We start from the raw sequence: 440 nt of genomic DNA, 5'->3' as shown, positions 1-440 counted from the left end.
AAGCCTCAACGATCCTCAACCCGCGAAATCACCCGACGGTGACACGATCCAGGCCAGACGCTCGGCGAGGGCGGCGGTGTCGACTCGGTGCGCGCCGCTCGTCATCACGAGCAGCGGCGCGTCGTCGCACCAGAACACCAGGCTGTTGGCGATCGCCCCGACCTCGACCCCGAGCGCGGCCGCCGCCTGCGCGGCGGTCGCGGCGGCGTCGGGGAGGATCACGATCTCGCCCGGGATGCCGGCGGCGCGAAGCTGCTCGGACACGAGGACATTGCGCGGATGGAGGGAGGCGACCATGCCGCCGATTCTAGGGAGCGACGCTCCCCCGAGACGACTCGAGCCCCTCGCGGGAACACCGTCAGGCGTTCTCGGGAGGGGCTCGATCGTCGTGTGAACGACGGAAGGCCGCCCAGCGTTGGGCGGCCTTCCGGTGAAGTGGT

At 70.7% G+C, this 440-nt stretch carries 1 pseudogene; it reads right to left on the bottom strand.

The features are described 5' to 3' along the window. Positions 1-54 precede the first annotated feature (54 nt). Positions 55-297: pseudogene (locus tag ACODR5_RS13545) on the bottom strand (YbaK/EbsC family protein); the annotation flags it as partial. Positions 298-440: the final 143 nt, after the last annotated feature.

The sequence above is a fragment of the Microbacterium sp. FG3 genome (assembly GCF_057809335.1).
The sequence above is the reverse complement of the archived record's forward strand: the minus strand, read 5'-3'. Positions and strand labels throughout refer to the sequence as shown.